Consider the following 16,186-nt stretch of genomic DNA (forward strand, 5'->3'; position numbering starts at 1 on the left):
AATATTTCCTCTAATTATTATTATGCTAAGAAAATTTTAAATATTAAGGCTAGAAATGCTTAATTGCATTCCTAGCCAAATTTTATTTAACAGTTCCAACTAATAGCAACATAATATTAGTTATTATACTTCTATTATCTATCATGTCACGTTCTAATGATTCAACAACAGCTTTAACTTCAACTTGTGTTCCTTGGCTATAATCTATTGGCAATATTAAAAATGTGCTAAATGGCATTTTAAAATGTGCTGAATGTACAGGTTGAGTTTCTAAAAGAGCAGTATATTCAACACTTATATTTACATATCCATGAATTATAAGTTTATATCCACTTAATATTTGTCCTTCATTTGATGAACTAATCATTGTTTTTACTGTATAACTATCTTCTATTACAACATCAGCTACAACAAAATCAAGTTCTTCAATATTCGGTTTTTCACTAGGAATTTCAAACTCTTTGTTTAATGAAATCTGCTTAAATGTTGATATATTAATATCAATATCAACAAATGCTATATTAGATATTCCACTACCTTCTCTTCCATCATCTAATATATAATCATAAATTGCATAAGCTTTATTCTCACTTATACCACTACAAGTTCCACTAATTACTTTAACACTATATTCTATAGTCGCACCTTGTCCTATTTCTAAAGTTCCAATATTAACTCCAGCTTTTAAATCAACATCGTTTATTAAAGTATTATTTAATTTAAATGATTCTTCTACAAGTTTTAAGTTTGATGGAAGCTCATCTTTAAATATTACATTAAATAATTTAAGATCACCTGTATTTAAAATAGTAACCCTATAATTGATAATATCATTAAGGCTCGCTTCTATTTTATCAGCTATCTTAGTTACTTGAAGCTCATTTGCTTTAACTATTATTTCATTTTCATTACTTTCCGTATCTTTAATACGAGTTTGATCTTCAGGTGTTAACTTATAAGTGAATACTCCTGTTGACTTATTCAATATAATATCGCTTTCACCTTTACTTATAACTTTTGCCTTAAATGTAATTGTTTTTGAAGCGCCAATAGCTAAAGGTCCAACGTTTACTCCAAGCAATATACTAGATGTTAATTCAGCTATTCCATTAACTTTAACGCTATCTTCAACAAAATCTAAGTTAGGCTCAAGTAAATCTTTTACTATTACACTTATCAAATCAATTTCTCCAGTGTTTGTTGCAACTATGCTATATACTATGTCATCCCCTACAGTTGCAAAATGAACATTAGAGTCTTTAACAAGTGATAATCCTGCTTTAATATTATTAACTTTAACTTCATCAGAAATTGAACTATCTTCTCTTGTTGGCTCTTCTGGATCAACAATATAACTATAATCTACTGTAGCAGTATTTACTATTTGACTTGGTGCATCTTCTCTTACTCTTACTTTAAATATTATTACGACAGTTGCACCAGCATTTATTGTTCCAATTTCAATACCATCATTTAGATTTATAGAAGGTTTGCTTACTCCGCCGACAATTAGACTGCCTTGTATAAAGTTTACTCCAACAGGAAGAACATCATTAACCACAACATCATTAACCGGAACATTACCAGAGTTAGTTACCTCTATTGTATAGGTTATAATATCATTTTCTGTAGTTACAGCTCTATCTGCTAATTTTACTATATCTGAATTTGATATTTCACCATGCCTTACATGTATGTCTGTTATATTTGATCTTGAGCTTCCATCTACAGCTTCCCCTTGAGGATCAACTAAATAAGTGTAAGTGCTACTTGCAAAATTATTTATTTGATTTGATGGAGGTATACTTACGATTTCTACATCAAAATCTATTATTACTTCTGCCCCTGGAGCTATATTTCCTATTAAAAATCCAGAATTAGGATTTAAACCTGGTACTAATGAACCATTTATATAAACACTATTTAAGACAAAAGTATGATAAATCTCCAATACATCAACAAAATAAACTCCTGTTGCTTCTACATTACCTGTATTTTTAAGGACAAAGCTATAAGTTGCTATATCCCCTAAATCCTTATACATATTATCTACTGACTTTTGAATATTAACAAATGCATTATTAACTTGTGTTTCAACATTATTAGTAGCTGATGGAATACCATTTACAGGAACTCCATTTGGATTTACCAAGAAATCAAATGTTGTAATTGCTGTATTATTAATAGGATTTGGAACAGGGAATCTATCTAAAACAACAACTTTAAAAGTAATTACAGTAGGTGTTGTTGTTCCTAAACTTCCTATATTAATTCCATTACCTGGCGATACACCTGGAATTAAAACTCCATTTACAATTACACTATTTGGAACAAAATTAGTTCCTTCAGGTATAACATCAGTAAAAACAATATTATTCGCGCTAACATTACCTGTATTTCTTAATGTAATTGTATAAGTTAACGTTTCACCAAAATCAGCAAATTCTTTATCCACATCTTTAGTTGATATTATAGCTGCATCATTTACTGTAGTTATTGCTCCATTTGAAGGTAAATTTTCTACTATGACTGGTGGATTACCCTCATCAACAACATAGTTGTAACTTGTATTACTTATATTTACTATAGGGTTTGGACTTGGAACTGCTCCATTTACTCTTACAGTAAAAGTAATAGGAACTGTATTTCCTGGAATTATTGTTCCTATATTTATTCCTAAAACTGGGTTTTCACCTGGTCTTGGAACACCAGAAACAATTACGCTATTTGCAACAAAAACTGTACCATTAGGTGGAACATCAACAAATAAAACATTATTAACATCAACATTCCCAGTATTAGTTAATAAAGCAGTATAAGTTATATTTCCATTTATTCCAACAAATTGCCTATCAACTAATTTACTTGAAGATATTTCCCCATGATTTACTTTAACTTCAACCTCTCCTGATTCAGTAGACCCTTTAACAGGGTCACCATTTGGATCAACTAAATATTCATAATCAACTACTGCAATATTTACAGTAGGATTTGGAACAGGTATATTATTATCATTAACTACAACTTTAAAAGTAATTTCAACAGTTGTGTTAGATAAAACTCCTATATCTATACCATCTTTTGGATCCACATTTGGACGTGGTATACCATCTACTTCTACACTATCTTCTACAAATATTAATCCTTCTGCTACAACATCTGTAACAATAGTTGATATGGTATCAACATTACCATCATTAACTACAGTTATAGTGTAAGTTAACTCCTCACCTAAATCTACAAAGTTCTTATCAACTGTTTTTGTAGCTGTTACTATAGCAGAATTAACTTGTGTCTCAACGGGATCTGAAGGTTCAGCTACCGCATTTACTGGTGCCGCATTTGGATTAACTCTATATTCATACTCCGCTATTGATTGGTTTACTATAGGATTTGGTATTGGAAGTTCTGTAGTAATTACTTTAACTTTAAAACTTATAACCGCGTCACTACCAGCAATTATTAATGCTACAGGTACACCAGTCACAGGACTTACACCAGGTGATTGTACTCCATTTATAACAACGCTATCATCCACAAACGTTGTTCCTTGTGGTATATCATCAAGTAATAAAACATCAGTTGCAGAAACATTTCCTGAATTAGTTAAAGTAAGTGTATAAGTTAACTCTTCCCCTAAGTCTGCAAAAGCTTTATCAACCTCTTTAACTACTGTAACTATAGCTCTATTAACTCTAGTGCTTACTTCATTAGTTTCAAAAGCTTCTCCAGTAATTGCAGGATCTACCGGATCTATAATATATTCATACTCAATATTTCCTCTATTTAAAATAGGGTTTGGATTTGGGAATCCATTATTTACAGTTACTCTAAATGTTACAAGAACTATTTGCCCAGCTGAAATTGAAGCTATATTTATTCCACTTGCTGGATCTTCCGCAGGCTGTGATACTCCTCCAACAGTTACACTTCCTGTTACAAAAGTTGTTCCACTAGGTGCTGAATCAGTAACTACTATATTAACAGATTCTGCTGTACCTAAATTAGCAACTCCTATAGAGTAAGTTAATTCAGTTCCAAAATCAGCAAAATTATCACTTACATTTTTCCTTGCGTCTACATTTACTTCTTTTGCTAAAGTACTTACTTGATTTGATGTAGCTTTCGGACCATCTATAGGATCTAATCCAGGATTAGTTCTAAACTTATAAGTTACATCACCTGTATTTATGATTGGATTTGGTGTTGGAAGCTCATTATCAACTATTACTTCAAATGTAACTTCAACGCTTCCATTAATAGCTATAGAACCCGGTATATTTATACCAACGTTTGGATTTTCATCTACATAAGGAGTACCATCAATCTCAACAGTTCCAAGTACAAATGTTGTTCCATTTGGAACTACATCAGTTAATACAACATTTAAAGCATCTGTTGTAGAAGTATTTTTATTAGTTATTGTAAATGTATATAATAATGAATCTCCAAGTTCTACAAATGCTTTATCAACATTTTTAACAACATTAAGATCTGCAAAATTACCTGCATCTAAAACTAAAACTTCTATTTCATTTGATGTCTGTGTTGGTGCAGTAACAGCAGGATTTGCTGGATTAACTAAATATTCATAATCAGACTCTGCAAAATTAATCATAGGATTAATAGTAGGAAGGGTTGCATCTACATCTACATCAAAAGTTACTATTACACTTCCCCCAGCTGCTATTGTACCAATATTTATACCATTATTTGGATTTTCTCCAAGTTGTACTACACCATCAATTGTAACTGAATCTGTTACAAATGTTGTTCCATCTGGCACTATATCAGTTAACTCAACAGCTGACGCCGTAGCATTTCCTATATTTTCAAGAGTAATTGTATACGTAAATGTATCTCCAAGTAATACAACATTATCACTTGATGATTTAGTAAGTGTAATTTGAGCATGATTTACTGTTGTATCAACTACATTTGATTGGCTTGGTACTGCGTTTACTGGTAATCCAGTAGGATTTACAAGATAACTGTAAGTTGTCGTACTTTGATTTAAAATAGGATTAATAGTTGGATTTGCATTGTTTACAGTTACTATAAAGGTTACTGTTACACTACCTCCAGCTGCTATACTAGCTATTGGTACTCCAACACCTGGATTAGCTCCAATTTGGGTAGTTCCATTAATCTTAACACTATTTGGTACAAATGTTGTTCCTGGTGGTATTGTATCAACAAAGTTTAAGTTATTAGCTGAAACATTACCACTATTGTTTATTACAACTGTATACTCTATTGCACCGCCCCAATCTACAAACTCAGTATCTACAGATTTTGTTTGATTTAATATAGCTCTATTTACTCTAGTTGATACTTCATTTGAAGTAGCAGTTGGAGCTGTAATTAATGGATCTCCTGCATTTACTTCATATTTATAATCTACATCTGAAGTATTCACTATAGGATTAGGTGTTGGAAATCCATTATTCACCGTAACATCAAAAGATACAATAACTGCTGTTCCTATTGGTATATTATTTAAACTTACTCCACTTGCTGGATTAGCTCCAGGTATACTAACATTATTTACTTTAACACTATTTGCTACAAATGTTGTTCCAATTGGGATATCATCTGTAAAAATTACTTGCTCAGCTAAGGTTGTTCCAAAATTTGTTATAGTAACTGTATAAGTTATAACCTCACTAAAATCTGCAAATTCTTTATTTACTTGTTTATTTACTTGAAGCTTTGCGCTTTTAACAGTTGTTGATACAGTATTTGAATTAACTGGTGTCTTTCCCGGTGGAGTTATTAAGGCAAAATTATTAATTGTATTAGGAAGTGGTAATACATTATTTACATTAACTTTAAACGTTATAGTTACTGAACCACCAACAGATATATTCGGTAATGTAAAGCCTGTATTTGGATTAGCTCCTGGTTGATTAATCCCATTTATTGAAACACTATTTAGTACAAATGTTGTTCCAACTGGAGTAGTATCTACAAATTGGACGCCTGTTGCAACTATATTACCATTATTACTTACTACTACCGTATAAGTTATATCTTCTAAAGCATCTACAACTTGCTTATCTGCACTTTTAACAGCACTTATTACTACATCATTTATTTGGGTTGTAACTTCATTTGATATTGCAGCTACACCATCTACAGGAGATTCCGCTGGATTAACTAAATATTGATATGCTGCACCACTAATATTCGGAATAGGATTAACTGCTGGTAAACTATTATTAACAGTTACATTAAATAAAACAGTAACACTTCCTCCAACAGCTATTGTTCCAACATTAATAGGTACAGTTGGATCAAGTCCTGGCTGATTAACACCATTTATCGAAACACTATTTGCTACAAATGTAGTTCCACTTGGTATTGAATCTAAAAACCTTACATTTGTTGCACTTACATTACCAGTATTTCTTATAACACTAGTATAAGTCAAAACTCCCCCAAAACTTGATACTGCTTTGTCTACTGATTTAACTACTGAAACAATAGCAGAATTAACTTGAGTTGAAGTATTATTTGAAACAGTTGGAGGTGCAACTACTACTGGTTTAGTCGGATCTACTATATATTCATAAGTTGTTGTATTGTTATTAATTATTGGATTTATTGCTGGTATTGAATTTATAATTTTAGCTTTAAACGTTACTATTACACTTCCACCAGGAGGTATTATTCCAATATTAACTCCTGAAGCTGGATTAACACCAACTTGTTGAACTCCATTTATAGTTAAACTATTTGCTACAAATGTTGTTCCTGCTGGAACACTATCTGTAAATACTACATTTTGTGCATTAGTTGTACCTATATTAGTTAAAACTGTACTATAAGTTAATTCATCATTAGGCTGTCCAAAATTTTTATCAACACTTTTTACAGCTTGTATAATTGCTGTGTTTACTGTTGTTGTTGCTATATTAGTGGCTTTTGTCCCAGGTCCCACTCCTCCATATTCAAAGTTAACATTCCCAATATTTCCTATAGGATTTGGATTTGGTATACTAGTTACATTAACCTTAAATGTAACTGTTGTACTAGAACCTATAATTAAATTACTAAGCGGCACACCTGTTTGTGGATTTGCTCCAATTTGTGCTATTCCATCTATAGTTACACTATCTTGAACAAAAGTTGTTCCATTTGGTATAACATCTACAAAAGAAACATTAGTTATTGGAACATTACTATCATTTCTTATAACTATTGTATAAGTTAATTGATCACCTATATTAGCTAAAGTTTTATCAACAGTTTTATTTGCAAAAATATCAAGATTTAATATATCCGTATAAAGACCAACCATATTTACCATATAAGCATCTTGAGATGTTTCAAGCCTTATTATTGCACTTGTTTGAGAATTCAACATATATGGAGCTACATCAATATTTGTTATATCCCATCCTTGTCTTCCTCCAGATATATTTGTATTAGTTGCTAAACTTTGATTTCTAGTACCAAAAGTTCCAGTTGTATTTAAAGTTCCAATATCATTGTTAATTTGTGATCCAAAAAAGTTATTTGAAAAATTATTAGGTCCAGATAATAAATTAGTTGCAAGGCTTGCAATAGTTGGCCCAAACCTTACTCTATCATTTTGTATATCGGCATCCCCTTCTTGTGTACTTAATAAAAGTCTAGCATTTATACTACCACCTGGAAGTGTTTCAAATCCAGAAACATTTATATCAACATTAGGATTTGACGTTGCTACTATTTCAGCACCAGTCCACAAATATAATCCTCTCTCAGGTAATGTAGGATTTGTATATATTACAGCTAAAGTCCAACCAGCATGATTTGTTGCAGAAGTATAATTAGTAATCGGTTCTACAAGACCTGGTACTCTCTGAACTGAATATATTCCCGAACCTGCCGCTTGTACATATTGAGTTACATCAGTACTTCTCTCATAAAAACTTCTTGTTCCTGATAAAGTTCCACTTGCAAAACTAAAACTTTTTTCTTGCCCTATTTCTGGTGATATACTAATATTATTAGCTAAAGGCGTTGTAAATAATATAGAATTATTTAAAAGGCCAATTATACTATCACTAATATCTGTTATAGGAGTTGTTGATGTATCTTGATAAGTGTATGCATAATTTCCTCCCCAAAGTAATTCTGCACGCAATACTGTGCTTCCAGGAGGTAAAACAAGGTTTGCTGCTGATCCATTCTCTTGAATATTTAATGTAGTCCCTGGTGGAAATGTACCAACTTGAAGATTTGTATTTAATGATGTAAATGCTCCTATACTACCAACAACTCCAGGTAAATTTGCATTTGCTAATTGACTAAGTCCTATAGTATTACCTATAAAAGTAATCGCACCTTTTGCCTGTGTATTGTATCTTAAATCAATGGACATATGAACCCTCCTTTCTTTATTTCAGTTAAATATGAAATATTTTATCTTGTATAAGATGCATAATTTGTATATCTATTATCTTTACCATGTGTATTTCTAAATCTATCCTCAACATATTCTTCATTGCATCCACAATTATTACCATGGTTGTGTTCATGATGATGCTGTCCTCCACAACCTTGATTATTACAATCACAATCAGTTGAATTATAATTAGTAACTACTGGCTCATACCTTCTGCAAGGATCATATTGTCCATGTCCATTCGGATATCCATTATCAGGCACACAGGCATTACAATTTCCACCATTAGTCTTTACTACTTTTTCAGGACCTGTAACTGCTTTATTTATTATTATCTTATAACATTCATTATCTAAATTTTCGCATACATCAAATTGATAAAATCCTTCACAGTCTGTTATTGTATGAGCTATTCCTTCATAATATTTTCTATTTCCTTGACAAACTACTCTAACTAGTTTAACTAAACTATTTGGAACTGGTTCTCCATTACAATTTAAAACTTGCCCCCAAATTCTTTTAGAATTAAACTCATCAACCTTTATATCCGCTCTTATTTCAGCACTATTATCACATCTATCAACATGAATATCTATTGAATTACCTAGAACTCCATTTGTATAATTATTTTTCATAAAATAACCCCTCTCTTTAATTTGTTTTTGCTATTATTAAAAATACTATATTAACCGTTGCTACTCTCTCATTTATAGCATCTGCATCTAAATTCTCTATGACACTTTTAATTTCAACATATTGATTATCTATATAATCTTCTGGAAGTATTAAAAATGTACTAAAAGGAATTGTACAATGTGCAGAATGTATAGGCTGAGTTTTTAATGCAGCAGTATACTCAATAATTACATTTAAATGCCCATGAATTATTAATTTTTTACCACTTAATTTTTGTCCTTCATTTGATTGAGCCTTAATTGTATTTATCACATAACTATTATCAATAACCACATCCACTTCAACATCATTTATTTCTTCAATATCTGGCTTTTCACAAGGTATTATACAATTTTTACTTAAACAAAGTTGTTTAAATGAAACTATTTGAACTGATACCATTACTTGTGCTATATTACTAGATCTTTTACCAGTTACTCCATCTGGAAGTACATAATCATATTCTGCATATGCATTATTTACTATAAACCCTGAACAAGTTCCACCTTTAACTTTAACCTTATAATCTACCGTTATACTTTTTCCTTCAAGTAATCCGCCTATATTTACACCGTTTTCAGTATTTACATCATTTACTATAACTCCATTTACTTTAAAAGAGCCTGATACTAGTTCAGTTGGAGCATTTATAATATCCTTTAATACTATATTTAAAACATCTATTGTTCCTTTATTTTCTATAACTAGTCTGTAGCTTATTACATCATTTAGCATAACTTCTTCTTTATCCGTTGTCTTAGTTATATAAAGATCTGCAATTTCAACTAATATTTGATTTTCATTACTATCTTGAACTGCTATTTTATTAATACCCTCATCTGGATCTATATAATTAAAAGTAACTGTTGATTTATTAGTTATTAACTTTCCACTTTTACTAACTATTTCAGCTTTAAAAGTTACTATAATTTCAGAACCAACACCTAAGTTACCAACATTAACTCCAGATAAAATATTTCCATTAGGAATATTTATGTTTCCTGCATATACGCTTCCTTCTATAAAATTTAAATCTGGGCTCAATAAATCTTTTATATTGATTTGATTTATTATTACTCCAGTTGTATTTGTTATTTTTATGGAATAAGTAACTATATCTGAAACTACAGCTTCACTAATATTGCTTAGTTTTTCAACCGTCAATGGATTTATCATTTTCATCCCCCAATTCTTTATTAACTAAATCTTTTTAACATCAACTAAAAGCATTACGCATTTATGAATACTTCTATTATCTAACATCCTTGCTTCCACACACTCTACATAAGGAGTAATACTTAATTTTGATTTTTTAAATAAATCACAAACAAGCTCACCGTCTATTTTTTCAGGTAATATGATAAATAAATTTTGAATTGTTTCATAATGAGCTGCATGAACTGATTGAGTACATCTATCTGCCACATAAGTTATTTTTTCTTTTATTCTAAGCTTTACAACTAATTTCCAACCAGTTAAATTTTGACCTTCATTTGATAATCCTTTTTCTGTTTTTATAAGCTTTTTATCTTCTACTGATATACTTACAAGAGGCTTTAACATTCTTTCCATATTAGGTTTTTTATCAGGAAGTGTTAATACCTCATTAATTATTTCTTCTTTAAAATATTTAACTTCTTCTGGTAAAGATTGATTTGGTGAATAATCACTTCTAAATGTCATAAAAATACCTCCTTTAACATAAGTCTGCTACAGTAAGTAGTGTTACATTTCCAAAAAGGCACCTACAATCTTGTTCTCTTACATAAACATCTTCTACATATATCTCTGGTGATACTACGCTAAATCCCTTAAATTTAGATGGAAGTACTATATATTCGCAAAATGGTATTACTACATGAAAACTATGCATGCTTTGCTCTGGTTCATCAGCAACATAAAATATCTTTAGAATAATATCTCCCATGACTAAAAGTTTATTTCCTGTAATTTCCTGACCTTCTTCTGATATTCCAACAGGTGTTTTTACAACTTTGTATTTTACTACCTCTTTTTTTATAGAAACTTTTACTACTTGTTCAATATCTGGCTTCTCTTTTGGTACACATAAATTTACATCAATAGTAGTTTGCTTAAAACTTGTAGTTTCTTTTATAGGACATACTTCATCTTCATAAGCATCTATTCCTTGATATTCAATTAAATTTCTAACAAAATTTTTCATAACTTTCCTCCTTATTAAAAATTCTCCTTCCATTTAAACTATGAAAACTTAAATAAATTGTTATGATTTTTTTATTTATCACCCATATATAGTTAATTAAATAAAATAATAGGAGAAATTATAAAATATAATTTCTCCTATTATTTATATTTTTTAAAGTCTATATTATGACTTTTATATACAGCTAATTAAATACATACGAATATTTTATATTAAATCTATATTCTAAAATACTACTATTTAACTTAAATCTATATTAAAACAAACATCAACAAAACTTAAATAAATTACTATAATTTTTTAAATTATAAATCTTTTTTCATAATTACAATTAATAAAAACCCTATTATTATCATCTATTACAAAAGGTATAACTTCACTTTAAAAGTTATATTCATAAATTTACATTAATGACTTGTTACTTATATATACATATTTTTATTAATATCATAAGATATATTATGAGTCTTTTAAAAGGAGGATTTAAATGTTTAATAAAAATATATTAAATTCAGTAACTGACTTAAGCGTAATTGAAAGTACTTCTATTTTATCAAACAGAGTATTTGATTATATAGATTTAGAAAGTTCCAATGTAACAATAAAAAATGATGCAAACTTTAATATTATAAGCTCACCTCCACAAAATACTAATTATAAAATTGGAGAAAGTTTATGTATAAATAATTTTAAATTAGAATATGATTCAATAGCTGCTTTATTTACACCTGAAAGTAAAATTTTATTAGGTTATTTTGTATTATCTAAAAAAAGAGTTTATCCAATAGCAGTTCCAGAATTAATAGTGTCTAAATCAACTGATTTTATTCTAAATCCTGATGAAAGTTGTACTGGAATAGGATCAATACCATTTGGTATTTCAAATAATTTTGAATTTAATGTTGATTGTGACCATTTAAGTGAAATTTCTTCATTAATTGAACAAAATATTATTTTTGGAATTACAGGATTAAAAATAACTGTTTCTGGAACAACAAATTTATTGCCATTTACTGCAACATATGAACCTGGTACAAGATTTATATGTTATGCTTTAAATCAACCTTATACATTTGATTTTTTTTGCAATATAAAAATTCCAAATTATAAAAATGTAACTTTAAGACAAACTTTTAATCCATCTCTTTATATAAGAGGGATAAATACAGATAATTCAAAAATTAAATTAAATAAATCTATTTATAGTTTTAAAGCAGATATAGAATCACTATTTATTTTCAAAAAAACTATAACTACTTTAATTGAAGAACCTATATCATTACTAAATATTTTATATTAAATATACATTAAACATTCAATAAAAACACGATTGATCGTATAAATTCAATCGTGTTTTTATTTTAATTTTTCTGTAAACATATAAATAGTTTTTCATAATATATAAGTAAGTAAATTATTTTTTATTATAAACTTTAATTCAAATTATAGTTTTAATATTTTTATTTTATAGATTAAAAATATCTAATAATGTTTAATTACCATATATTGTATAAAATGATAAACTTAAGCTAAGCTTTATAAGGAGGATTTTTATATGTCCAATTATAAATATTGTAAAGATAAAGATTTATATTTTGAAACTAAAGAAACCCATGATGAACACTTTCACAAGCCTATACCATGTTGTACTTCTTCAACATGTGACCCATTTAAACAAAATTGCAAAACAGAATGTTGTACAGGTTTACCAAAAACCATTCCTAATCTAAATTCAATTTATAGTGTTCCAATTTTAACTAATAGAATATTTGACTGTATGACATTAGAAAATTCATTATTTGGAGTATTAGAAAATTTACAATTTGCCTTAATTTCAAATCCGCTTCAATCTCCAGGTTATACAAATGAATCTAATGTCTGTGTTGATAGAGTATCATTTAAATACGATGCTATAGGCGCTACTATTACTAACAATATTTTAGATGGTAAAATTACAGTATGTTCAAAAGAAGTTAATCCAATTGCTATTGATCCAATAATAGTAAACGGAACACCTATTGCAAATAATTTCTCCTTCACAATAAATAATATTCCTTGCTGCAACAATTATGATAATCATAAAACTGGAGTTAATTGTAAAGTTTTAGAAAGAAATTTAAACTTTTATATTAGTAATTTAGTTATAACTGTAACTGGTAGAGCTGGTTGCTTACCTTTTACAGCTCAATCCGATACTATAAGTGGAAATTTAGTAACTGTTTTAGGTTTCCCTTCAAACTTTAACTTCTTCGGAAAAATATGTTTACCTCACTTAAATTCTGGAATCTTATTAAAAGAAAACTTTAAAGAATATTTATCTATAGAATGTATAGAACCTACAACCCCATTACAACAAGATGGAGAAGATTTTTTCTTTGAAGCCAATGTAGAATCATCTCTTTCAATAATAAAATCTTTATATGCTCTGGTTGAAGATAAAATATCAGTATTAGTTGCTAGAACACCTAAAGAACAGTACTGTAATAATTCTGAAAAAAAATAAATTTAAATAAACGTAGGAAAATTTCCTACGTTTGTTTATTCTTATAATTCGTCAGATTTTTCATATTAAATTAAATTATTCGTAAACATATTTGAATCATTCTCATAATATATAAGTAAGAAATTCAATTTATAAATTTATTTTTAAGGAGGAAATTTTTATGTCCGATTGTAATAATATTCCTTTCTTCGAAGATGATCTACATTGTTACGAAGATTTTAAACACAATCACGAAGACCATAAACCTTGTGATGATCATGTTAAATGCTGCCCAGATGCAGATTGTGCTCCACTTAAGCCAAATTGCAAACCTGAGTGTTGTGAAGGATTACCTCCTGTAATCCCAGATTTAAGTAAAGCTTATGCTGTGCCAACGTTAGTAAATAGAATATTTGATTGCATAAAATTAGAAAATGCTAACTTTATGATAAAAAAAGCTGCCACATTTACTGTTACAAGCACACCATTACCTCCATCTACTGCATATACTGGTAAAGTATGTATAGATAAAGTTTGTGTTAAATATGATGCTATTGGTCCTGTATTCCAAACATCAAATGGACAACTTTTTCCAGCTTCTAATCCTGTAATAAATGTATGTTCTAACAGCGTTGCTCCTCAAGCTGTTCCTGGATCAGCTATACCTTATCCTGAATCAAGACCTTATTTTATTTCAAATAATTTAGTATTTAATGTTAATAATACTACTTGTTGTTATGAACATCACCATATAAAAGAAGGAAGACAATGTAAAGTTGTTGAGCAAAATATACCTTTTAGAATTTTAGGATTTAAGGTTGTTGTAACTGGTAGAATTGGTTGCTTACCTTTTACTGCTGAATATGTTCCAACAGCTGGTGATGGAACTGATTTCCAACTTAGCACATTATTAGGGTTACCAGACAATTATAATTTCTTTGGTAAACTATGTATTCCTCAATCAAACTCTGGAATAACAATTCGTGAAAACTTTGAATCTTGTCTTTCAATAGATTGTGTTGATTCTCCAAGTGAGTTGTCAAAAGAGTCAGAGACATATAGTTTTACTGCTGATGTAGAATCTTCATTATTAATAAAGAAAACTGTATTTGCTTTATCAGAAGAAAAATTATCAGTTTTAGCTATTCCAACTCCAAGAAAACAATATTGTCATAAACCAGAACATGACAACCCATGTCATCCTTGTTCTTATGATATGGAATAAGCTTTGTTAATCACAAATTAGTTTGTCGACAATCTAAACGTAGGTATAATTTATACCTACGTTTATTTTATTTATAACAATAATTTAATTTTCTTCATACAATATAAGTAAAGTTAAATTTATATTTTAAAATCAATTAAGGAGGATTTTTTATGTCCACTTATAATAATAAAGATAAATGCTGCTCTAATACAGAATGTTCTCCACTAAAACTAAATTGTAAATCTAAGTGTTGTGAAGAACTTCCTAATATCATTCCTGACTTAAATACAGTTAAAAGTATCCCTATTTTATCTAATAAAATATTTGATTGTTCCACATCATCTTATTCATATAAAGGTCTTTCAAATTCATACTATTATCAACCTAAATTCAAAATAATAAGCAAACCACCGAATAATGAAAATTATAATACTTCTTATAAAATTTGTATTGATAAAATTTGTATTCAATATGATGGAATATATCCTTTTACTTTCAATTTCGATGAAAATCCATACGAAAAAACTATTACTGTATGTTTAAAAGATGTAAATCCAGAACCATTACCTGGAACAATATTTAATGGAATATCAGAATATAACGAAGAGATTATTAAAGTAAATTTATCAAATAATTTAATCTTTAACTTAGATAATAAATTTAATTCTATAAAATGCTGTAATAATTTATGTAAAATATTCGAAAATTATATTTCTTTTATTTTTTACAATCTTAAAATAACTGCATATGGAAAAATAGGCTGTTTACCTTTTACAGCAATATGTGATTTATCTGGAAGTGCTCTAGATTCTGAAGACAATAATACTGATACTTTGTTTATGGTTGGAATTTTATTAGGTTTACCTTTTGTATATAATTTCTACAATGAATTATGTATACCAAAAGCTATTGAAAAAGTAACCATTAGAGATAACTTTAATCCAAAACTTTCTGTAGATTGTATTGAAGCAACTAGTAACCTTTATGAAGAAGATGACTCATTAGTATTTGATGCTAAAATATTATCAACTTTTATAGTAGAAAAAAGTTTATATTCAATAATTGAAGAAAAAAATTCTATATTAACTGTAGATATTCCAGATGAGCAATATTGCAACAAAGTAGATAAAGCCTCACAATGTAATGATTGTGATAATGATTTATTTTAAATAAGACTTAAACTGATTGAATATTAAATTAAAATAAATACTAATAATGTATTTATATAATAAACGTAGGTAT

At 28.7% G+C, this 16,186-nt stretch carries 9 protein-coding genes; 4 read left to right on the forward strand and 5 right to left on the reverse strand.

Annotation, left to right across the window (positions count from 1 at the left end; all coding sequences use genetic code 11):
• Positions 1 to 82 precede the first annotated feature (82 nt).
• Genes O212_RS16600 through O212_RS0112575 form a run of 5 tightly spaced genes read right to left on the reverse strand, consistent with a single transcriptional unit; the run spans position 83 to position 11,255 of the window.
• Positions 83 to 8,371, reverse strand: a complete 8,289-nt coding sequence (locus tag O212_RS16600; protein ID WP_024615449.1) for an SPOCS domain-containing protein — start codon at positions 8,369 to 8,371, stop codon at positions 83 to 85.
• A 41-nt stretch (positions 8,372 to 8,412) separates the two neighbouring features.
• Positions 8,413 to 9,030, reverse strand: a complete 618-nt coding sequence (locus O212_RS0112560) for a hypothetical protein (RefSeq protein WP_024615450.1) — start codon at positions 9,028 to 9,030, stop codon at positions 8,413 to 8,415.
• A 16-nt stretch (positions 9,031 to 9,046) separates the two neighbouring features.
• Entirely contained in the window at positions 9,047 to 10,252 is a 1,206-nt protein-coding gene (locus O212_RS0112565) for an SPOCS domain-containing protein (RefSeq protein ID WP_081705857.1), read from the reverse strand.
• Positions 10,253 to 10,270: 18 nt separating this feature from the next.
• Entirely contained in the window at positions 10,271 to 10,753 is a 483-nt protein-coding gene (locus O212_RS0112570; protein WP_024615452.1) for a hypothetical protein, read from the reverse strand.
• Between the two features lie 13 nt (positions 10,754 to 10,766).
• The gene (locus tag O212_RS0112575) at positions 10,767 to 11,255 is read right to left on the reverse strand and encodes a DUF3794 domain-containing protein (RefSeq protein ID WP_024615453.1); all 489 of its coding nucleotides are present in this window, start codon (positions 11,253 to 11,255) and stop codon (positions 10,767 to 10,769) included.
• A gap of 487 nt (positions 11,256 to 11,742) precedes the next feature.
• On the opposite strand from O212_RS0112575, the gene O212_RS0112580 reads away from it, so the two are divergent.
• The 4 genes from O212_RS0112580 to O212_RS0112595 all read left to right on the forward strand — a co-directional run bounded on the left by O212_RS0112580 (position 11,743) and on the right by O212_RS0112595 (position 16,113).
• A complete protein-coding gene (locus O212_RS0112580) occupies positions 11,743 to 12,555 on the forward strand; it encodes a hypothetical protein (protein ID WP_024615454.1) in 813 nt (270 codons plus the stop codon).
• A gap of 255 nt (positions 12,556 to 12,810) precedes the next feature.
• Positions 12,811 to 13,758: a hypothetical protein gene (locus O212_RS0112585; RefSeq protein WP_024615455.1), complete on the forward strand. Its 948-nt coding sequence runs from the start codon at positions 12,811 to 12,813 to the stop codon at positions 13,756 to 13,758.
• A 160-nt stretch (positions 13,759 to 13,918) separates the two neighbouring features.
• Complete coding sequence (locus O212_RS0112590) at positions 13,919 to 14,962, forward strand: hypothetical protein (RefSeq protein WP_024615456.1); 1,044 nt, start codon at positions 13,919 to 13,921, stop codon at positions 14,960 to 14,962.
• A 152-nt stretch (positions 14,963 to 15,114) separates the two neighbouring features.
• Complete coding sequence (locus O212_RS0112595; RefSeq protein ID WP_024615457.1) at positions 15,115 to 16,113, forward strand: hypothetical protein; 999 nt, start codon at positions 15,115 to 15,117, stop codon at positions 16,111 to 16,113.
• Positions 16,114 to 16,186 lie beyond the last annotated feature (73 nt).

The sequence above is a fragment of the Clostridium sp. Ade.TY genome (assembly GCF_000498355.1).
Lineage (GTDB): Bacteria > Bacillota > Clostridia > Clostridiales > Clostridiaceae > Clostridium.